This window comes from Marinovum sp. 2_MG-2023, from assembly GCF_030548265.1.
GTDB lineage: Bacteria > Pseudomonadota > Alphaproteobacteria > Rhodobacterales > Rhodobacteraceae > Marinovum.
Genome location: NZ_JAUOSD010000029.1, coordinates 17065 through 34843 on the forward strand (window position 1 = coordinate 17065; position 17779 = coordinate 34843).

Here is a 17779-nt window from a genome sequence, read left to right on the forward strand (position 1 = left end):
CAGTTGTTCATTTACTGGGAGGCAAGCACGATGTTCAACGCGGTGATGGCGTTCGACCTGGGCGAAGATGTGAATGCGTTGCGTGATATGGTGCACCGATGGGCGCAGGATCGGGTGCGCCCGATGGCGGCGGAAATTGACGCCAACAATGCATTCCCGAATGAGCTGTGGCGCGAAATGGGCGAATTGGGCCTGTTGGGCGTAACCGTGTCAGAGGAATTCGGCGGCGCGGGCATGTCGTATCTGGCGCATGTGATCGCGGTCGAGGAAATCGCGCGGGCCTCGGCCAGCGTGTCCCTGTCTTATGGCGCGCATTCCAACCTGTGCGTCAATCAGATCAAGCTGAACGGCAGCGATGCGCAGCGGGCGAAATACCTGCCGCGTTTGCTGTCGGGCGAACATATCGGTGCGCTCGCGATGAGCGAGGCCGGGGCCGGATCGGATGTGGTCTCGATGAGCCTGCGGGCCGAAAAGCGCAATGATCGCTATGTGTTGAATGGCAACAAGTTCTGGATCACCAATGGCCCGGACGCCGATACGCTGGTGGTCTATGCCAAAACCGACCCGGATGCAGGATCAAAGGGGATCACCGCCTTCATTGTCGAGAAAGAGATGAAGGGCTTCAGCACCTCTGCCCATTTTGACAAGCTGGGGATGCGCGGGTCCAACACCGCTGAATTGATCTTCGAAGATGTCGAAGTGCCGTTCGAAAACGTTCTGGGCGAGGAGGGGCGCGGCGTGCGCGTTCTTATGTCCGGTCTGGATTACGAACGCGTGGTGCTGGCCGGGATCGGCACCGGCATCATGGCTTCGTGTTTGGATGAGGTCATGCCCTATCTGGCCGAGCGCAAGCAATTCGGCCAGCCGATCGGGTCGTTCCAGCTTATGCAGGGCAAGATCGCCGATATGTACACCAAGATGAATTCGGCACGCGCCTATGTCTATGAGGTCGCCAAGGCCTGTGATCGCGGTCAGGTGACCCGTCAGGATGCGGCGGCCTGCTGTCTTTATGCCAGCGAAGAGGCGATGGTGGTGGCGCATCAGGCGGTACAGGCCATGGGCGGCGCCGGTTTCATGAACGAAACCCCGGTGGCGCGCATCTTCCGCGATGCCAAACTGATGGAAATCGGGGCTGGCACATCGGAAATTCGGCGTATGCTGATTGGGCGCGAAATGATGGGTGCGATGCGCTGATGTTGCCCACGGCGAAATCATATGAGGCCATGTACGGCGGATTCCATTGGGATCTGCCGGAACGGCTGAACATGGCAGAGCAGATCCTGGCCCGGTCGGATGAGACCCTGGCCATTATCGACCTGTCGGATGGTGTGCGCCGTGATGTGACTTTTGGCGCGTTGCGCGATATGGTGGCCCGGGTGGCAGGCCATCTGGAGGGGCGCGTGGCACCGGGCGACCGGGTTGGCGTTTTGCTGGGGCAGGATCCCTGGTGCGCGGCGGCGCATCTGGCGATCTGGGCCATCGGTGCGGTTTCGGTGCCGCTGTTCAAATTGTTCAAACAGGATGCATTGGCCAGCCGGATTGGCAATGCCGGTCTGTCCTTGGTGGTGACGGATGCACCGGGGGCGGCGTTGCTTGGCGATTTGGCGGTGCCGGTTCTGGTCGATGCGCTGCCAGCGTCTGCGACCGCGCCGGTGGCGTTTGCCGCGACCGGACCGGAAACGCCTGCGGTGTTGATCTATACCTCTGGCACCACGGGCAAACCCAAGGGCGCTTTGCATGGACATCGGGTGCTGCGCGGGCATCTGCCCGGTGTAGAGATGAGCCATGATTTTCTGGGGCAACCGGATGATGGGCGGGGCGATTGTCTTTGGACGCCTGCGGATTGGGCCTGGATCGGCGGGTTGTTCGATGTGCTGATGCCGGGGCTGGCGCTGGGCGTGCCGGTAGTGGCCTGCCGTATGGCCAAATTCACCCCCGAAGAGGCGCTGCGCATTTGCCTGGAGGGCGGGGTGCGCAACGTGTTCTTTCCGCCAACGGCCTTGCGCATGTTGAAAGCGGCGGATTTCGCAATCCCGGGATTGCGCAGTGTCGCATCGGGCGGCGAGCCGCTGGGCGCAGAGATGCTGGCCTGGGGGCAGGGGGCCTTTGGCCTGACGATAAACGAGTTCTACGGCCAGACTGAATGCAACATGGTGGTGTCCTCTTGCGGGCGCCTCTTCCACCCGGTGCCGGGTGTCATCGGCAGGGCCGTGCCGGGCTGTGAGGTTGCGGTTGTTGACGCGGCTGGCGCGCCAACCGCAGGCGAAGGTGACATTGCCGTGCGCCGGGGGGCGGCGTCGATGATGCTGCGCTATTGGAATAACCCCCAGGCGACGGCGGAAAAGTTTCGCGGCGACTGGATGTTGACCGGCGACCGCGGGCAGATAGAAGGCGACTACGTCCGCTTTGTCGGGCGTGAGGATGATGTGATTTCTTCGGGCGGCTATCGCATTGGTCCGGCCGAGATCGAGGATTGTCTGATGACCCATCCCGGCGTTGCCACCTGTGGTGTGGTCGGCAAGCCCGATGCGATCCGGCATGAGATCGTCAAAGCCTATGTGGTGTTGAAACCGGGCGTGACGACAGAGCCGGGCGTATTGCAGCAATGGGTCAAGGATCGGCTGGCCAGCTATTCCTATCCCAGAGAACTGTCGCTGGTCGCCGCCTTGCCGATGACGGTCACCGGCAAGGTCATTCGCAAGGAGCTCAAGGCCTGGGCCACGGCGGAGGTGGCGGATGAGGCTTAGGGTTCGGACGTTTCTGACCGCCGCGTTTTGCGCATGGGTCGCCACAGGCAGCCCCGCGCAAGAGCGTGACCGGCTGCCGGATTTTGCCACCTGTATGGATATCGAAATCGCGCGTTTTGAACGCGCGTTGACCTGGCTGCACCGACGCGAAGGCGGCGCGGAAGAGTTTTCGATCGCCGGGGTGCAGGGGGTCTATTACTGCGGATCGGTTGGCATTGTGTCCTGTGATCGGTCCGAAGCCCCGATTCCCTGTCAAAAACAGCTGGTCGACAGGCAGGACAATCTGAGCGTCGCGGTGCTGAACCATTTGCCGAAACCGGACGCCGTGGCGTTCGACACGGAGGCTTGGAACGGTCATTGGGCGGTGCCGTTTTATGCACGGGCATTTGCCCTGGCGCGGGGCACATCGGCGGGACCGGATTGCGCCGGGTCGACCGAGGTTTTGCAGGTGTGGTGCGAGGCCCGTGAGGCGAATACGCGGTTGCAAAACGCGGTTCTGGCCTGGGAAGTGGCGCGATATCTGGATTTGGTTGCCCCGGCGGTCGAGATCGGCTGGGTCAACCCACCGCCGCCTGTGCGGCCCCGGCTGCGGCCCGAACAATGAGTTGGCCCAGGAATTCAGTCGGGCCAAAAAAACAATCGGCCAGAAATGACAAGTGACCCCAATAGCCGCGTAGCGACACCTGAGAGGGACGGAAAATGAAACTGCAAACGACGTATGTTGCCGGGTCCGATGTGGCCAAGACAAACCGGGCCGCGCATCTGGAGAGCCTTGATGTCGTCAGGCAAGCGGCAGAAGCCGCGATGGCAGGCGGCGGTGAAAAATCGCGCCAGCGCCATCTTGACCGGGGCAAGATGTTGCCGCGCGACCGGGTGGCAAATCTGCTGGATCCCGGTTCGCCGTTTCTTGAGGTCGGGGCCACGGCTGCGCATGGCATGTACGGTGGTGCGGCGCCGGGTGGCGGGGCGATTGCCGGCATTGGCCGGGTCATGGGCCGGCAGGTCATGGTGGTCTGCAATGATGCCACGGTGAAGGGCGGCACCTATTATCCGATGACGGTCAAGAAGCACCTGCGTGCCCAGGAGATCGCCGAGGAAAACCATCTGCCCTGCATCTATCTGGTCGACAGCGGCGGCGCGAACCTGCCCAATCAGGACGAGGTGTTCCCGGATCGCGACCATTTCGGGCGGATCTTCTACAATCAGGCGCGGATGTCGGCCAAGGGGATCGCCCAGATCGCGGTTGTCATGGGGTCCTGTACCGCTGGTGGTGCCTATGTGCCGGCGATGTCGGATGTGACCATCATTGTGCGCGAACAGGGCACGATCTTTCTGGCGGGCCCGCCATTGGTCAAGGCCGCCACGGGCGAGGTGGTGAGCGCCGAGGATCTGGGCGGTGGCGATGTGCACACGCGCCTGTCGGGGGTGGCGGATTATCTGGCCGAGGATGATTCCCATGCGCTGGCGCTGGCGCGGCGCGCAGTGGGATCGTTGGGCGGTGCCCGGAACCAATGCAGCCTGACGTTGGAGACCAGCGAAGAACCGGCCTATGACCCGGAGGAAATCCTTGGTGTGGTTTCGGCCGATCTGCGCACGCCCTATGACATCCGCGAAGTGATTGCCCGGCTGGTCGATGGATCCCGCTTTGATGAATTCAAACCCCGGTTTGGCGAAACGCTGGTGACCGGGTTTGCCCATGTGCGCGGCTGCCCGGTGGGCATCATCGCCAACAATGGCGTGCTGTTTTCCGAAGCCGCGCAAAAGGGCGCGCATTTCATCGAATTGTGCTCGCAGCGGAAAACGCCACTGGTGTTCCTGCAAAACATCACCGGCTTCATGGTCGGGCGGAAATATGAAAACGAGGGTATCGCCCGGCATGGCGCCAAGATGGTGACAGCGGTGGCCAGCACCTCGGTGCCCAAGATCACCATGTTGGTTGGCGGCTCGTTCGGGGCTGGCAATTACGGCATGGCGGGGCGGGCCTATCAGCCGCGGTTCCTGTGGACCTGGCCCAACAGCCGGATTTCGGTGATGGGCGGACCGCAGGCGGCGGGCGTGCTGGCGACGGTGAAACGCGACGCGATCGAGCGCTCTGGCGGGAGCTGGAGCGAAGCGGAAGAGGCCGCGTTCAAGCAACCGACGATCGACATGTTCGAGGAACAGAGCCATCCGCTTTATGCCAGCGCACGGCTTTGGGATGACGGGATCATTGACCCGCGCAAATCACGCGACGTGCTGGCGCTGAGCCTGAATGCGGCCTTGAACGCCCCGATCGAGGAGACACGTTTTGGCGTGTTCCGGATGTAAGAGATTGGGGGCTCTGCCCCCGTCGCCGGGGCGACTCCCCCGGGATATTTTTGAACAGAAGAAGACCTGCGGATTGGGAAGGAATAAGCGATGTTTGACACGATCCTGATTGCGAACCGGGGCGAGATTGCCTGTCGTGTGATGCGCACGGCGCAGGGGCTGGGTGTGCGGTGCGTGGCGGTCTATTCCGAGGCGGATGCCGGGGCGGCGCATGTGGCGATGGCGGATGAGGCGCATTGCATTGGTGGCGCAGCGGTGGCCGACAGTTACCTGCGCGGTGACCGGATCATCGAGGTGGCGCTGGCCAGCGGGGCGCAAGCCATTCATCCCGGATACGGTTTCCTGTCCGAGAACCCGGAATTCGTTGATGCGGTTGTGGCGGCGGGATTGGTGTTTATTGGCCCCTCGGCGGAGGCAATCCGGGCGATGGGGCTGAAAGATGCGGCCAAGGCGCTGATGGAGAAGGCCGGTGTGCCGGTGGTGCCGGGCTATCACGGGGCGGATCAGACCGGGTTGCAGGCGCGGGCCGAAGAGATCGGCTATCCGGTGTTGATCAAGGCCGTGGCGGGCGGCGGCGGCAAGGGGATGCGGCTGGTCGAGGCTGCGTCGGACTTTGACCGGGCGTTGGAGAGTGCGCGGGCCGAGGCACGTACCGCCTTTGGCAATGATGCGGTGCTGATCGAGAAGTTTGTCACCAAGCCGCGCCATATCGAGGTGCAGGTGTTTGGTGATGGCACGCGCGCTGTGCATCTGTTTGAGCGCGATTGTTCCTTGCAGCGCCGTCATCAGAAGGTGATCGAGGAGGCCCCGGCGCCGGGCATGACCGAAGAGATGCGCGCCGCGATGGGCACTGCGGCGGTGCGCGCGGCGGAGGCCATTGGGTACAGTGGTGCCGGCACGGTGGAATTCATTGTCGACGGCTCGGACGGGCTGCGCGCCGATGGGTTTTGGTTCATGGAGATGAACACGCGTTTGCAGGTCGAACATCCCGTGACGGAGATGATCACCGGCGTCGATCTGGTGGAATGGCAATTGCGGGTGGCAGCGGGCGAGCCGCTGGATACCCGGCAGGAAGATCTGACGATCAACGGTCATGCTTTCGAGGCGCGGCTCTATGCCGAGGATGTGCCAGCCGGGTTCCTGCCTGCCACCGGCACGCTGACCCATCTGGGGTTTCCGGCGGGCGCGCGGGCCGATACCGGCGTGCGTTCGGGCGACGAGATCAGCCCCTGGTATGATCCGATGATTGCCAAGCTGATCACCCATGGCCCTACACGTGAGATTGCGCTGAAGCGGCTGCGGCAGGCGCTGGCGCGGACGGAAGTGGCGGGATCGGTGACCAACCTTGCGTTTCTGGGCGCCTTGGCGGGGCATGTGGGCTTTGGCCGGGGGGAGGTCGACACCGGGCTGATCGGGCGCGAGATTGACGCGCTGACCGCAGTTCCGGCAGAGAACCGCAGCGCGCTGGCCCAGGCGGCGCTGATCGAGGCCGGGTTGTGGCAGAGCGACGGTTGGGACACCGGGTTCCACCTGTGGCAGCCGCTTTGGCGGGTGATGGTTCTGGACGAGGGCGAGACGCGTCATCAGCTGCGATTGATGGTGCGGGGTCCGGGGGATTGTCTGGTTGAGATTGACGGCCACCAGGTGGAATGCCTGCGCGCACCGGGCGGCTGGACATTGGATGGCAGCCGCGCCTGGCCCTTTGCGGTGGCGGGGGACGTGGTGACGGTGTTTGCCGATTACGGGCGCGCATACCGTGTGATCCGCGCGTTGGATCGGGCAGCGGCGGCGGGCAGCGATGCGTCTGTCATCGAAGCGCCGATGCCGGGATTGGTGCAGCGGGTCGAGGTCGCCGCTGGGGCCAAGGTCAGCGCCGGTGACCGTCTGGCCGTGCTGGAGGCGATGAAGATGGAGCATGCGCTGACCGCGCCGCGCGATGGTGTGGTGGCAGAGGTGTTGGTCGCAGCCGGGGATCAGGTGAGCGCAGGTGCCGCGCTTATCCGGCTGGAGGAAGAAGACGACGAGGCAGCCGCATGATCCGGTTGCATCATGTGCCGCTCGCACGGTCGTTGCGGGTGATGTGGATGCTGGAGGAATTGGCGCTGGACTATGACGTCGCCTATTACTCGATCCGTGACGGGTCGTTGCGGGCACCGGAGTTTCTGGCAATTTCACCTGCCGGGCGCGTGCCGGCGTTGGAATATAAGGGCGAGGTGTTTTTCGAAAGTGCGGCGATCCTTCAGATCCTGACCGAGCTTCACCCAGAGGCGGGGTTGCAACCGCTGCCCGGGCATGCAGAGCGGGCGCAATACCTTGAGATGATGGCCTATTCCGAGACGATCGGCTGTCTTGTCGAAAATCTGAACCTGAACCGCGTGTTTCTGCGCGACCCGGCTCAGGCCTCGCCCGTGGTGATCAAGTTGTTGACCGCACGGCTGCGCGCGGCGCTGGGCGCGCTGGAGGGGCGGATCGCGGGTGATTTTCTGTTGGCGTCGGGGTTTTCGACCGCGGACATCATGTGCGCCTATACCTTTGAGTTGGCGCAATATTACGCACGGATTGACGAATTTCCGGGGCTCTTGGCCTATTGGGATCGGCTGAAGGCGCGTCCCGCCTATCAGCGGGCCAAGGCGCGGGATGGAACACAGGACTTTTTTGCGCAGGATTTCTATCCTGTGCCGGATGTATGACATGGTTGACACTGTAGAAATTTTCGAAGTCGGGCCGCGTGACGGTCTTCAGAACGAGAAAAGCCGGATCGCGACAGCGGACAAGATCGCGCTGGTGGATTGCCTGAGCAGGGCGGGGTTCCGCCGCATTGAATGCGCCAGTTTTGTCAGCCCGAAATGGGTGCCGCAGATGGCGGACAGCGCCGATGTGCTGGCGGGGATCAGGCGGGCGCCGGGGGTGTCCTATGCGGCGCTGACGCCGAACATGCGCGGTCTTGAAGGCGCGATTGCCGCGCGGGCGGATGAGGTGGCGATTTTCGGGTCGGCCTCGGAAGGGTTTTCCAAGGCCAATATCAACGCCACCATTGCCGAGAGTCTGTTGCGTTTCGCGCCAGTGGCCGAGGCCGCCCGGGCGGCGGGATTGCCGGTGCGCGGCTATGTGTCCTGCGTCGTAGAATGCCCCTATGACGGGCCGACGGCGCCGGATCAGGTGGCGCGTGTGGTCAAGGCCTTGCTGGAGATGGGCTGTTACGAGATTTCGCTGGGTGACACGATCGGGCGCGCCACGCCGGACAGTGTGGCGGCGATGCTGGATGCGGTTCTCGCGGTGGTGCCGGCCGCGAAACTGGCCGGGCATTTCCACGATACCGGCGGCCAGGCATTGGCCAATATCGAGGTCTCGCTGGACAAGGGTCTACGGGTCTTTGATGCGGCGGTCGGCGGACTTGGCGGGTGCCCTTATGCGCCGGGGGCGGCGGGCAATGTCGCGACCGAATCCGTGGCAAGGCGACTGGCGGATCTGGGTTGGGAGACCGGGCTTGATCACGACGTGATTGCAAGGGCTGCGGATATGGCACGCGGGTTGCGGAATGCGGGGCAATAATCTGCACGGATCATTGCAATGCCTTGCACGGAATTTGGCGCACGACGAAAGGGAACGGGCATGTATCAGACATTGAAAATCGAGAGCGATGCGCGCGGGGTTGCCACGCTCTGGCTGGCACGTAGCGAAAAACACAATGCGATGTCGGCCGAGATGCTGGACGAGCTTGTCCATGCTGCCCAGACGTTGGGGGCGGACGACACGGTGCGTGTTGTTGTGCTGGCCGCCGAGGGCAAGACATTCTGCGCCGGGGGCGATCTGGCCTGGATGCGGGCGCAATTTGATATGGACAGCGACACCCGCCGACGCGAGAGCGCCAAGCTTTCGATCATGCTGCAAGCGCTCGACCGGTTGCCAAAGCCGGTGATTGGCCGGGTGCAGGGCAATGCCTTTGGCGGTGGCATGGGGTTGATGTCGGTCTGTGACGTGGTGATCGCGGCGCAGGGCCTGCGGTTTGGATTTACCGAAACCCGGTTGGGACTGATTCCGGCCAATATCGGCCCGTTTGTACTGCGCCGCATGGGCGCGGCGATGGCGCGGCGGGTGTTTATGTCGGCACGGCTGTTTGACAGCGAAGAAGCGGTGACACTGGGATTGGTGGCCAAGGCGGTGCAGGCCGATGAATTGGATCAGGCGGTCGAAGACCAGATCCTGCCCTATCTGTCCTGCGCACCGGGGGCCGTTGGCGAGGCCAAGGCGTTGATCCAGGCATTGGGCGGCGGGGTCGGCCAAAGCGACATGGATTTGGCCATCGACGCGCTGGCAAACCGTTGGAACACAGACGAAGCGCAAGAGGGGATTTCGGCGTTTTTCGACAAGCGTCCGCCGCAATGGGTGTGAGCGCTATCTCACACTCCATTTCTGACAAAAAAGCTAGGGCTTTTGCCGCAACTGCATCGCCTAAGATCGAAGCGGTGTGATTTTTGACCGAATTCCGGGCCTGTCATGTCTGGAATCCGCATTAGTGTCGGTAAGTCATTGAATTAAATTATCTTTGGCAGGGATAGGATATTACATTCACGATTGTGAATGTTTCATCGACGCATTGACCCCCCTGCGGTGCAGCGATAAACCGACCAACAAGCCAAGCGAGCCAACTGAGCGCACGCCTTTTGCGCGTGTTGAAAGGAGCCTGCCCCGTGGAAGAGATGCTCAGGGAATACCTTCCCATTCTCGTCTTTCTCGCCGTCGCCATCGGACTTGGTATTGTCCTGATTCTTGCCGCCGTGATTCTGGCCGTCCGCAACCCGGACCCGGAAAAAGTGTCGGCCTATGAATGCGGGTTCAACGCCTTTGATGACGCGCGGATGAAATTTGATGTCCGGTTTTATCTGGTCTCGATCCTGTTTATTATCTTTGACCTTGAAATCGCGTTCCTTTTCCCTTGGGCGGTTGCGTTCCGGGATGTGTCGATGCTCGGGTTCTGGTCGATGATGGTGTTCCTTGCCGTGCTGACCATCGGCTTTGCCTATGAATGGAAGAAAGGGGCGCTGGAATGGCAGTAAGTACCGCCGCCAATACCGCAGGCTTCGACAAAGAGGTCGCGACCCAGGCGCTGAACGCAGAGTTGCAGGACAAAGGGTTTCTGCTGACCTCGACCGAGGATATCATCAACTGGGCGCGCACCGGCTCGCTGCATTGGATGACCTTCGGTCTGGCCTGCTGCGCGGTCGAGATGATGCACACCTCGATGCCGCGTTACGATGCGGAACGTTTCGGGATCGCCCCGCGTGCATCCCCGCGCCAATCCGACGTGATGATCGTTGCCGGCACCCTGACCAACAAGATGGCTCCGGCGCTGCGCAAGGTCTATGACCAGATGCCAGAGCCGCGTTATGTGATCTCGATGGGGTCCTGCGCCAATGGCGGGGGCTATTACCATTACAGCTATTCCGTGGTGCGCGGCTGTGACCGGGTTGTGCCGGTCGACATCTATGTGCCCGGATGCCCGCCCACGGCTGAGGCGCTGCTTTATGGTCTGATGCAATTGCAACGCAAAATCCGCCGCACCGGCACGATCACAAGGTAAGGGGCAGGGTCATGACCGCAGCATTGCAAGAGCTTGGCGCTCATATCGAAATCAAACGGACCGATTGCGTTCTTGGCTGGTCGGTCGACTTTGGTGAGCTGACGATTGATGTCGCCCCGGCCAATCTGCCGGGGTTGGTGGAATTCCTGCGCAGCGATCCGAACTGTCAGTTTTCAACGCTGGTCGACATTACGGCGGTGGATTACCCGGCCCGCGCCAAGCGGTTCGATGTGGTGTATCACTTCCTGTCGATGTACCAGAACCACCGCATTCGGCTGCGGTTGAGCGTGCGTGAAGAAGATATGGTGCCGTCGATCCTTGACATTCACCCCTCGGCCAATTGGTTCGAGCGCGAAGTGTTTGACATGTTCGGCATCCTGTTTTCCGGCCACCCCGATTTGCGCCGCATCCTGACCGATTATGGCTTTCGCGGCTATCCGCTGCGCAAGGATTTCCCGACAACCGGCTATACCGAAGTGCGTTATGACGAGGCGCAGAAGCGCGTGGTCTATGAACCGGTGTCGCTGGTGCAGGAATACCGCCAATTCGATTTCATGTCTCCCTGGGAAGGTGCGGAATACATCCTGCCGGGGGATGAGAAAACCGAAGAGGGGGCCAAGTAATGGAATTCCTCTGGTGGATCATCGTCACGGCTGTGTCGATCATTCCGATGCTGAAACTATTGCCGCATTTCGGTATTGATAAGGTTTGGGCCGCCGTATGCATCGTGCCCTTTGGTGCGCTGGCCCTGTTGTGGTGGATGGCGATGAAGCTGCAAGAGTTGGAGAAGCGCTGATGGACGGTTCCAAGTTTGATGATGGCAGCACCGACGCGCTGTCGGGCGAACAGAAAATCCGCAATTTCAACATCAACTTCGGCCCGCAGCACCCTGCGGCGCATGGGGTGTTGCGTTTGGTGCTGGAGCTGGACGGCGAAATCGTAGAACGCTGCGATCCGCATATCGGCCTGCTGCACCGTGGCACCGAAAAGCTGATGGAAAGCCGGACCTACCTGCAGAACCTGCCGTATTTTGACCGGTTGGATTATGTGGCGCCGATGAATCAGGAACATGCCTGGTGTCTGGCAATTGAAAAGCTCTGCGGTGTCGAGGTTCCGCGCCGTGGCAGTCTGATCCGGGTGCTCTACTCCGAGATTGGCCGCATTCTGAACCACCTGCTGAACGTTACGACCCAGGCGATGGATGTTGGCGCGCTGACACCGCCGCTTTGGGGCTTTGAAGAGCGTGAAAAGCTGATGGTGTTTTACGAGCGCGCTTGTGGCGCCCGTCTGCACGCGGCCTATTTCCGCCCCGGCGGTGTGCATCAGGATCTGCCGCCTGATCTGATCGACGATATTGAGGAATGGGCCAAGGATTTCCCGCGTGTGCTTGCGGATATTGACGGGCTTCTGACCGAAAACCGCATTTTCAAACAGCGGAATGCCGACATTGGCATCATCACCGAAGAAGACATCCAGAATTGGGCGTTTTCGGGTGTCATGGTGCGTGGATCGGGCCTCGCCTGGGACTTGCGCCGCGCGCAACCCTATGAATGCTATGATGAATTCGATTTCCAGATTCCGGTTGGCAAGAATGGCGATTGCTATGATCGCTATCTCGTCCGCATGGAAGAGATGCGTCAGTCGCTGCTGATCATCCATCAGGCCATTGAGAAGCTGCGTGCCCCCGAGGGGCAAGGCGATGTGATGGCGCGGGGCAAGCTGTCGCCGCCGAAACGCGGTGAGATGAAGCAGTCGATGGAGGCCTTGATCCATCACTTCAAGCTTTACACCGAAGGTTTCAAAGTACCTGCGGGCGAAGTTTATGCCGCGGTTGAAGCCCCCAAAGGGGAATTCGGCGTCTATCTGGTGGCGGATGGCACCAACAAACCCTATCGCGCCAAGCTGCGCGCACCGGGTTTCCCGCATCTTCAGGCGATGGATTACGTCGCCGGTGGGCACCAGCTCGCGGATGTTGCGGCGATCATCGGCACCATGGACATCGTCTTTGGGGAGATTGATAGGTGACCGGGGTTCGTTTCGCCATTGTCCTGGGCGCGCTGGCCTCGCTGACCGCCTGTATGGAAGTGCCGCCAGAAGGCACCAACGTTGATAATCTCGCTGCTTATGACGAAGCGGTGCGCAGCATCGGCTGCACGCTGGTCAGTGATGCGGATTATGGCGCGGTGGAATTTCAGGCCGGGTTGACCCGTGAACAGACGATTGCGATCACCGAACAACGGCTGGCCCGCGAACAGGCCGTGCGGTTGCAAAGTGGTGGCGTGCGTCTGACCACAGGCGCCTGCACCCCCGAGACGGTCGCCGCCGCGACCTGAGGCACGGGCCGATACATGGGATGCACGCCGATTGCGGCGTGGATCCCCCAGAATAGAAAGTTTCGGAGCCTTCGCGCTTCGGTGAGGAACGGAAAGAACGATCATGCTGCGCCGTCTTTATCATGACCAACCGCAAAGTTTCGCCTTCACCCCGGCCAATCTCGCCTGGGCCGAGGCGCAGGTGACGAAATACCCCGAGGGCCGTCAGGCCAGCGCCGTGATTCCACTGCTCTGGCGTGCACAGGAACAAGAGGGCTGGTTGACGCGTCCGGCGATTGAACATGTCGCTGAAATGCTGGGCATGGCCTATATGCGGGTGCTGGAAGTGGCGTCGTTCTACTTCATGTTTCAACTGCAACCGGTTGGTTCTGTGGCCCATATTCAGGTTTGCGGCACCTTGTCCTGCATGATCTGTGGCGCCGAGGATCTGATTGGCGTCTGCAAGGAAAAGATCGCTGCCAAGGCACATGAACTGTCCGCCGATGGCCGGTTCTCCTGGGAAGAAGTGGAATGTCTGGGGGCCTGTGCCAATGCGCCGATGGCCCAGATCGGCAAAGATTACTATGAGGATCTGACGACCGAACGTCTGGCGGAAATCATTGACGAAATGGCCGCAGGTGGGGTTCCGGTGCCGGGTCCGCAAAACGGGCGCTACACGTCAGAGCCGAAATCCGGCCTGACCAGCCTGAAAGACCACGCCGAGGGACGCCCCGACCACAACGGCTCTGCCCAGCTGGCGGTGGATCTTGGGGACAGCATCAAGCGGATTGATGGCACCGAAGTAGAGCTGCGCGCGCCTTGGCAGCAAGGGGCAAATCACGGTGACGCCGCGGCCCATATCGCCGCCGCCCCGGCCAGCCAACCGCGCCCGACAAAGGATGTCCCGGTTGATGAAACCGGTGTCGACAACCGCGCGGCCCAGGCCGTGACCAAAGGCAAACCGGTGACCGCCGATGCGCCGAAGACGTCGGCCACGACGGAAGAGGCCGCCGCAGATATGGGCGAGGGTTCACGCCCCGCCGCTCTGGACGGGCCGCGCGAAGGTGGTGCAGACGACCTGAAAAATATCAAGGGTATCGGGCCAAAGCTGGAAATTCTCTGCAATTCTCTTGGCTTCTACCATTTCGACCAAATCGCCGCCTGGACCGCCGCTGAAGTGGCCTGGGTCGATCAGAACCTCGAAGGGTTCAAAGGTCGGGTGACGCGGGACGAATGGGTGGCCCAGGCCAAGAAACTGGCTTCGGGCGAAGAGACTGAATTCTCATCGCGTGTGAAAAAGGGTGACGTGTATTAAGCCGAAAGGGGCGGTACGGGGTTTTGAACCATGAGTAACGGATCAGTCGCAAACTGCACCAGCAAATGCTGGGCCGCCGCCACGGTTGTGGCGGTGCTGGTCTTTCTCATGCTGAAATTCAACGGCGATTACAGCCTTCTGGCGGCAATTGTCCTGGCGGTGATCACGCTGGTTCTTTTGGGGATGCTTCTGGTCTGGTTGGGCTGCACCGCGGCCACGACCGCACAGCGCGCTGACGTGCAATCGTCCGCATCCGCGTCGACATCGACGGAAATGACCACGGCCACCGCCGCCGCCGCTTTGGCCAGCACCGCCGCCGCGCCGGCTGCGGCCACCGTTACCCCGACGCCGCCGACCATTGCGCCAGATCCAGAGCCGGTCGAACCAGCAGCGGCGACGCCAACCGAGACCGCGCATGAAGACCCAGTCGCAGCTTCGCCCGCTGATACGGATGGGGCCGCGACATTGGTCAAACCATCAGCCCCGCTCGCGGGCGAGAGTGATTTGGCCGGGCGCAAGGGCGCGTGGAAATACGGTCCGGTGACGAAGGACGGCACAGTAGAAGCTGTGGAAGATGAAGACGAAGATCAGCTTGGATCAGACGAAGGTTCAGACGCAGTTGCGAAACCGCAAACTCTCGATGTGGCCCGCGATGGCGGTCCCGACGATCTGAAGGAAATAAAGGGCGTCGGGCCGAAGTTGGAAAAGCTTCTGCATTCGATGGGGTTTTATCATTTCGACCAGGTCGCGGCGTGGTCGGCGCAGGAAGTGGCTTGGGTTGATGCCAATCTTGCGGGCTTCAAAGGCCGGGTCAGCCGCGATGATTGGGTCGCTCAGGCCAAAATCCTTGCCGATGGCGGGGTGACTGAATTCTCGAAACGCGCGCGCGACGGCGACGTGTATTAACGGGGACACAAAAGGATGGGACAAGACAAGGATCAAGCGATTGCGCGGCAAGGGCGTCTGACGGCGCTGGTGATTGCCGGGGCGATGCTGATCTGGATCGCGGCCCAGTTCATCGGGCCTAGGATCGGTCTGGCAGGGCGCTATGCGCTGCTGATTGATCTCTTTGCTCTGGCGGCGTTCATCTGGGCGTTTGTCAATATCTATCAGATCTGGCGCAAGCGTCAGGACAATTAAAAGGGTGGCATCGCACATGCTGCAGGACCAGGACCGGATCTTTACGAACATCTACGGGATGCATGATCGCACGCTCGAAGGCGCCAAGAAACGTGGCCATTGGGATGGCACGTCGGGCATCATCGAAAAGGGCCGCGACTGGATCATCGACCAGATGAAGGCCAGTGGCCTGCGTGGTCGCGGCGGCGCGGGGTTCCCGACCGGTTTGAAGTGGTCCTTCATGCCCAAGGAAAGCGATGGCCGACCGTCCTATCTGGTGGTCAATGCCGATGAATCAGAGCCGGGCACCTGTAAAGACCGCGAAATCATGCGTCATGATCCGCATACGCTGGTCGAGGGGTGTCTGATTGCCAGCTTCGCGATGCAGGCGCATGCCTGTTACATCTATATTCGGGGTGAATACATCCGCGAGCGTGAAGCGCTGCAAAACGCCATTGACGAAGCTTATGACGCTGGTCTGGTGGGCAAGAATGCTGCCGGGTCCGGTTGGGATTTCGACATCTATCTGCACCACGGGGCAGGGGCCTATATCTGTGGTGAGGAAACCGCGCTGCTCGAAAGCCTTGAGGGCAAAAAGGGCATGCCGCGCATGAAGCCGCCGTTCCCGGCCGGCTCTGGTCTTTATGGGTGCCCGACCACGGTCAACAATGTGGAATCGATTGCGGTTGTGCCGACGATCCTGCGGCGTGGGCCGGAATGGTTTGCCGGGTTTGGCCGTCCAAACAACGCGGGCACAAAGCTGTTTGCGGTGTCGGGCCATGTCAACAACCCCTGTGTCGTCGAAGAAGCCATGTCGATCAGCTTTGAAGAGCTGATCGAGACCCATTGCGGCGGCATTCGCGGCGGCTGGGACAATCTTCTGGCGGTGATCCCGGGCGGGTCTTCGGTGCCTTGTGTGCGCGGCGAAAACATGCGCGATGCGATCATGGATTTCGATTACCTGCGCGGAGAGCTGGGGTCTGGCCTTGGCACCGCGGCGGTGATCGTGATGGACAAGAATACCGACATCATCAAGGCGATCTGGCGGCTGTCCAAATTCTACAAACACGAAAGCTGTGGCCAGTGCACCCCCTGCCGCGAAGGCACCGGTTGGATGATGCGGGTTGTGGAACGTCTTGTGCGTGGCGAGGCCGAGGTCGAAGAAATCGACATGTTGTTCGATGTGACCAAACAGGTCGAGGGCCACACCATTTGTGCGCTTGGCGATGCGGCGGCCTGGCCGATCCAGGGCCTGATCCGCAATTTCCGCGAAGAGATCGAGGATCGTATCAAGGCCCAGAAATCGGGCCGCATGGGCGCAATGGCCGCGGAGTGATGACAGTGAAACACCTCTTTCCTGTTCTTGTGGCTCTGTCGGTGGCTGCGGCCCCGCTTGCGGCGGCGACCTACAAGAATTCGACCTATCAGGCCGTGACCCAAAGCGTTGCGGTGTCCCTGACGTCGCGCGGTTCGGGCGGCACGCGCCCGGCGAAACAGGTGTTTGTAAGTGTGACCCGGCTGGACGGCGCACCGGTGCGGCAGGGTGACATGACCGCCGCCGGCGGATTTGCCAGCGTTGTGGCCTGTTCCGGTGGCAAGCCACTGGGCACCGTTGTGGCGGGCATCCGGGGCGCGGCGGCGGAATTCGAAGTGCTCTGTGTGGAAGGCTGATAAAATGCGGGCTGTGATCTTTCTTCTCTGTATGTCGCTGGGGGCGGTTGCGGCCTGTTCCCGGGATGACAGCCGTCAGATCACATTTGATGGTGAGCGGTTCCGTGGCACGGCCAAAACCGTGGACAAGGCAGACCGCCGCATTTTCATTGCGACGGCCGGTCCGGCGTCGCGGTCGCTTGATGGTGTGCGCGAAGCGGTGCGCCATCAGGGCACACGCTATTGCATCCGTTGGTTCGGCATTTCCGATATCGCCTGGGACATCGACCCGGATGCAGAAGTTCTGCCAATCGACAGTGACAAGGTCGTGCTGAAAGGCCGGTGTGTGGAATGATGCGACTGGCGCTCATATCCCTGTTTGCGATGTCGACATCGGTGGCGGCGCTGCCGCCGTTGTCCAGCGTGGCCTTCATCAATGACGGTTTGCGCAGCTTGATGATCGCCGATCAAATTCGCATTGCCTGTCCGTCGATCAGCGCGCGGATGGTGGCCGGCTGGTCCTTTGCGCGGTCGTTGCAATCGCGCGCCAGTGAAATGGGCTACAGCAAGGACGAGATTTCCGATTTCGTGGAAAGCAAAGCGCAGCGAAAACGCCTTGAAGGCGAGGCCGCAGCCTATATGCGGGCCAACGGTGTCAAGTCGGGCGAGCCAGAAACATATTGCGCCCTGGGGCGTCAAGAAGTTGCGAAAGACAGCCAGATCGGCGCCTTTCTGAGAGTGAAGTGAG

General features: G+C 61.3%; 21 protein-coding genes. All 21 read left to right on the forward strand.

Features of this window, described 5'->3' with window-relative positions; all coding sequences use genetic code 11:
* Nucleotides 1-30: 30 nt before the first annotated feature.
* The 21 genes from Q4577_RS20840 (at nt 31) to Q4577_RS20940 (ending at nt 17778) form a co-directional block, all read left to right on the forward strand.
* The gene (locus Q4577_RS20840; protein WP_244687689.1) at nt 31-1194 is read left to right on the forward strand and encodes an isovaleryl-CoA dehydrogenase; all 1164 of its coding nucleotides are present in this window, start codon (nt 31-33) and stop codon (nt 1192-1194) included.
* A 29-nt stretch (nt 1195-1223) separates the two neighbouring features.
* Nucleotides 1224-2747 (forward strand): AMP-binding protein, encoded by a 1524-nt coding sequence (locus Q4577_RS20845; protein ID WP_303470022.1) that lies wholly within the window; start codon nt 1224-1226, stop codon nt 2745-2747.
* Nucleotides 2737-3351: a hypothetical protein gene (locus Q4577_RS20850; protein ID WP_303470020.1), complete on the forward strand. Its 615-nt coding sequence runs from the start codon at nt 2737-2739 to the stop codon at nt 3349-3351. Before Q4577_RS20845 ends, Q4577_RS20850 begins: the two co-directional genes overlap by 11 nt.
* Before the next feature lie 95 nt (nt 3352-3446).
* Nucleotides 3447-5054 carry a carboxyl transferase domain-containing protein gene (locus tag Q4577_RS20855; RefSeq protein WP_303470018.1) on the forward strand — a complete coding sequence of 536 codons (1608 nt, stop codon included), beginning with the start codon at nt 3447-3449 and terminating at the stop codon, nt 5052-5054.
* 90 nt (nt 5055-5144) lie between these two features.
* Nucleotides 5145-7091: an acetyl/propionyl/methylcrotonyl-CoA carboxylase subunit alpha gene (locus Q4577_RS20860; protein ID WP_303470016.1), complete on the forward strand. Its 1947-nt coding sequence runs from the start codon at nt 5145-5147 to the stop codon at nt 7089-7091.
* Entirely contained in the window at nt 7088-7744 is a 657-nt protein-coding gene (locus tag Q4577_RS20865; RefSeq protein WP_303470015.1) for a glutathione S-transferase family protein, read from the forward strand. Before Q4577_RS20860 ends, Q4577_RS20865 begins: the two co-directional genes overlap by 4 nt.
* A gap of 1 nt (nt 7745) precedes the next feature.
* Nucleotides 7746-8606, forward strand: coding sequence for a hydroxymethylglutaryl-CoA lyase (locus Q4577_RS20870; protein ID WP_303470014.1), 861 nt, complete (start codon nt 7746-7748; stop codon nt 8604-8606).
* Between the two features lie 60 nt (nt 8607-8666).
* On the forward strand, nt 8667-9446 hold the full coding sequence (locus tag Q4577_RS20875) for a crotonase/enoyl-CoA hydratase family protein (RefSeq protein ID WP_303470013.1): 780 nt from the start codon (nt 8667-8669) through the stop codon (nt 9444-9446).
* Between the two features lie 299 nt (nt 9447-9745).
* Nucleotides 9746-10111 (forward strand): NADH-quinone oxidoreductase subunit A, encoded by a 366-nt coding sequence (locus Q4577_RS20880; protein WP_244687492.1) that lies wholly within the window; start codon nt 9746-9748, stop codon nt 10109-10111.
* The gene (locus tag Q4577_RS20885) at nt 10102-10635 is read left to right on the forward strand and encodes an NADH-quinone oxidoreductase subunit B family protein (protein WP_244687490.1); all 534 of its coding nucleotides are present in this window, start codon (nt 10102-10104) and stop codon (nt 10633-10635) included. The genes Q4577_RS20880 and Q4577_RS20885 overlap by 10 nt, the downstream gene beginning before the upstream one ends.
* 11 nt (nt 10636-10646) lie before the next feature.
* Complete coding sequence (locus tag Q4577_RS20890; protein ID WP_303470012.1) at nt 10647-11258, forward strand: NADH-quinone oxidoreductase subunit C; 612 nt, start codon at nt 10647-10649, stop codon at nt 11256-11258.
* Nucleotides 11258-11431, forward strand: a complete 174-nt coding sequence (locus tag Q4577_RS20895; protein ID WP_303470010.1) for a hypothetical protein — start codon at nt 11258-11260, stop codon at nt 11429-11431. The genes Q4577_RS20890 and Q4577_RS20895 overlap by 1 nt, the downstream gene beginning before the upstream one ends.
* Complete coding sequence (locus tag Q4577_RS20900; RefSeq protein ID WP_244687486.1) at nt 11431-12660, forward strand: NADH-quinone oxidoreductase subunit D; 1230 nt, start codon at nt 11431-11433, stop codon at nt 12658-12660. The genes Q4577_RS20895 and Q4577_RS20900 overlap by 1 nt, the downstream gene beginning before the upstream one ends.
* Nucleotides 12657-12968 (forward strand): hypothetical protein, encoded by a 312-nt coding sequence (locus Q4577_RS20905; RefSeq protein WP_244687484.1) that lies wholly within the window; start codon nt 12657-12659, stop codon nt 12966-12968. The genes Q4577_RS20900 and Q4577_RS20905 overlap by 4 nt, the downstream gene beginning before the upstream one ends.
* Before the next feature lie 103 nt (nt 12969-13071).
* Nucleotides 13072-14262 (forward strand): NADH-quinone oxidoreductase subunit E, encoded by a 1191-nt coding sequence (locus Q4577_RS20910; RefSeq protein ID WP_303470008.1) that lies wholly within the window; start codon nt 13072-13074, stop codon nt 14260-14262.
* Between the two features lie 30 nt (nt 14263-14292).
* Complete coding sequence (locus Q4577_RS20915; protein WP_303470006.1) at nt 14293-15168, forward strand: endonuclease; 876 nt, start codon at nt 14293-14295, stop codon at nt 15166-15168.
* Nucleotides 15169-15183: 15 nt separating this feature from the next.
* Nucleotides 15184-15402, forward strand: coding sequence for a DUF5337 domain-containing protein (locus Q4577_RS20920; protein ID WP_244687477.1), 219 nt, complete (start codon nt 15184-15186; stop codon nt 15400-15402).
* 16 nt (nt 15403-15418) lie between these two features.
* Entirely contained in the window at nt 15419-16717 is a 1299-nt protein-coding gene (gene nuoF / locus Q4577_RS20925) for an NADH-quinone oxidoreductase subunit NuoF (protein WP_244687474.1), read from the forward strand.
* Nucleotides 16717-17052 carry a hypothetical protein gene (locus Q4577_RS20930; RefSeq protein WP_303567650.1) on the forward strand — a complete coding sequence of 112 codons (336 nt, stop codon included), beginning with the start codon at nt 16717-16719 and terminating at the stop codon, nt 17050-17052. The genes nuoF and Q4577_RS20930 overlap by 1 nt, the downstream gene beginning before the upstream one ends.
* A gap of 4 nt (nt 17053-17056) precedes the next feature.
* A complete protein-coding gene (locus Q4577_RS20935; protein ID WP_303470003.1) occupies nt 17057-17386 on the forward strand; it encodes a hypothetical protein in 330 nt (109 codons plus the stop codon).
* A complete protein-coding gene (locus Q4577_RS20940) occupies nt 17383-17778 on the forward strand; it encodes a DUF5333 domain-containing protein (RefSeq protein ID WP_244687468.1) in 396 nt (131 codons plus the stop codon). Before Q4577_RS20935 ends, Q4577_RS20940 begins: the two co-directional genes overlap by 4 nt.
* Nucleotide 17779: the final 1 nt, after the last annotated feature.

What these genes read in the sequence shown, in the direction of transcription:
- Q4577_RS20845 (WP_303470022.1), top strand. Translation starts at nt 1,224, where the DNA reads ATGTACGGCGGATTCCATTGGGATCTGCCGGAACGGCTGAACATGGCA.
- Q4577_RS20920 (WP_244687477.1), top strand. Translation starts at nt 15,184, where the DNA reads ATGGGACAAGACAAGGATCAAGCGATTGCGCGGCAAGGGCGTCTGACG.
- Q4577_RS20935 (WP_303470003.1), top strand. Translation starts at nt 17,057, where the DNA reads ATGCGGGCTGTGATCTTTCTTCTCTGTATGTCGCTGGGGGCGGTTGCG.
- Q4577_RS20890 (WP_303470012.1), top strand. Translation starts at nt 10,647, where the DNA reads ATGACCGCAGCATTGCAAGAGCTTGGCGCTCATATCGAAATCAAACGG.
- nuoF (WP_244687474.1), top strand. Translation starts at nt 15,419, where the DNA reads ATGCTGCAGGACCAGGACCGGATCTTTACGAACATCTACGGGATGCAT.
- Q4577_RS20870 (WP_303470014.1), top strand. Translation starts at nt 7,746, where the DNA reads ATGGTTGACACTGTAGAAATTTTCGAAGTCGGGCCGCGTGACGGTCTT.
- Q4577_RS20850 (WP_303470020.1), top strand. Translation starts at nt 2,737, where the DNA reads ATGAGGCTTAGGGTTCGGACGTTTCTGACCGCCGCGTTTTGCGCATGG.
- Q4577_RS20895 (WP_303470010.1), top strand. Translation starts at nt 11,258, where the DNA reads ATGGAATTCCTCTGGTGGATCATCGTCACGGCTGTGTCGATCATTCCG.
- Q4577_RS20940 (WP_244687468.1), top strand. Translation starts at nt 17,383, where the DNA reads ATGATGCGACTGGCGCTCATATCCCTGTTTGCGATGTCGACATCGGTG.
- Q4577_RS20930 (WP_303567650.1), top strand. Translation starts at nt 16,717, where the DNA reads ATGACAGTGAAACACCTCTTTCCTGTTCTTGTGGCTCTGTCGGTGGCT.
- Q4577_RS20915 (WP_303470006.1), top strand. Translation starts at nt 14,293, where the DNA reads ATGAGTAACGGATCAGTCGCAAACTGCACCAGCAAATGCTGGGCCGCC.
- Q4577_RS20910 (WP_303470008.1), top strand. Translation starts at nt 13,072, where the DNA reads ATGCTGCGCCGTCTTTATCATGACCAACCGCAAAGTTTCGCCTTCACC.
- Q4577_RS20885 (WP_244687490.1), top strand. Translation starts at nt 10,102, where the DNA reads ATGGCAGTAAGTACCGCCGCCAATACCGCAGGCTTCGACAAAGAGGTC.
- Q4577_RS20840 (WP_244687689.1), top strand. Translation starts at nt 31, where the DNA reads ATGTTCAACGCGGTGATGGCGTTCGACCTGGGCGAAGATGTGAATGCG.
- Q4577_RS20855 (WP_303470018.1), top strand. Translation starts at nt 3,447, where the DNA reads ATGAAACTGCAAACGACGTATGTTGCCGGGTCCGATGTGGCCAAGACA.
- Q4577_RS20875 (WP_303470013.1), top strand. Translation starts at nt 8,667, where the DNA reads ATGTATCAGACATTGAAAATCGAGAGCGATGCGCGCGGGGTTGCCACG.
- Q4577_RS20860 (WP_303470016.1), top strand. Translation starts at nt 5,145, where the DNA reads ATGTTTGACACGATCCTGATTGCGAACCGGGGCGAGATTGCCTGTCGT.
- Q4577_RS20900 (WP_244687486.1), top strand. Translation starts at nt 11,431, where the DNA reads ATGGACGGTTCCAAGTTTGATGATGGCAGCACCGACGCGCTGTCGGGC.
- Q4577_RS20865 (WP_303470015.1), top strand. Translation starts at nt 7,088, where the DNA reads ATGATCCGGTTGCATCATGTGCCGCTCGCACGGTCGTTGCGGGTGATG.